We start from the raw sequence: 1,220 nt of genomic DNA, 5'->3' as shown, positions 1-1,220 counted from the left end.
AGCCAGAAGCGTTCGCGTTGGAAGGCGTAGGTGGGAAGATCCACCCTCGCGGGACGAGGATCGGCGGGAAACCAACCCCTCCAATCCACACCAGCCCCAGCCACAAACGCCTCACCAAGCGACAACGCGACCCGAGTCAGATCACCCTCACCACGCCGCAACGTCGCCACCGCAGCCGCCGCCACCCCAGCCCGCTCGAAACACTCACTCATGCCGACCGTGAGCACCGGGTGTGGGCTGGCCTCAATGAACACCCGGTGCCCCTCGGCCAGCAGGGCCTCGATCGCATCCGCAAACCGAACCGGCTCGCGAAGATTGCTCACCCAATACCCCGCATCCAAACCAGCAACATCAAAACGGCCACCAGAAACCGTCGAAAAAAACGCCACCTCACTGCGCACCGGTGTTACCCCGGCCAGATCCCGCAGCAACTCACCAGTGATCTCATCGACCTGCGGGCCATGCGAGGCGTAATCCACATCCACCAACCGCGCCCGCAACCCCGCCCCCCGCACACCAGCCACCACCGACCGCACCCCATCCGGCGGCCCCGACACCACCGTCGACGACGGCCCATTCACCGCCGCCACCACCACACCCCCAACCCCCTCCACCAACCGCGCAGCCTCCCCCACACCCACCCCCAACGACGCCATCGCCCCCAAACCCGACAACCGCCGCAACGCCCTACTCCGCACCGCCACCACCCGCGCCGCATCCTCCAACGACAACGCACCCGCCACACACGCCGCCGCCAACTCACCCTGACTATGACCAACCACCGCAACCGGCTCAACACCGTTCTGCGCCCACACCGCAGCCAACGACACCATCACCGCCCACAACACCGGCTGCACCACATCCACCCGACCCAAATCAGCCGCACCCCCAACACCACACAACACATCGGTCAACGACCAATCGACATAAGGAGCAAGCGCCCGCTCACACTCAGAAACCCGCGCCGCAAACACCGGCGAAGACCCCAACAACCCCGCACCCATCCCCACCCACTGCGACCCCTGACCCGGAAACACCAACACCACACCCGCACCCGCACCCACCACACGACCCGACACCAACCCCCCAACCCCACCACCCGAACCCAACACACCCACACCCACACCCACACCCAACCCCTCACGATCACCCACCACCACCGCACGATGCTCAAACACCGAACGCGTCGACACCAACGACCACCCCACCTCAGCCGCGGT

General features: G+C 66.0%; 1 protein-coding gene. It reads right to left on the bottom strand.

The window, feature by feature from the left end:
* Window positions 1-1,193, bottom strand: a 1,193-nt coding sequence (locus AMA02S_RS39680) for an acyltransferase domain-containing protein (protein WP_218005297.1), incomplete at its 3' end; no start/stop codon positions are given.
* Window positions 1,194-1,220: the final 27 nt, after the last annotated feature.

Source organism: Actinomadura macra NBRC 14102, from assembly GCF_001552215.1.
GTDB classification, from domain to species: domain Bacteria; phylum Actinomycetota; class Actinomycetes; order Streptosporangiales; family Streptosporangiaceae; genus Spirillospora; species Spirillospora macra.
This window is presented reverse-complemented; position numbering and strand designations above follow the sequence as displayed.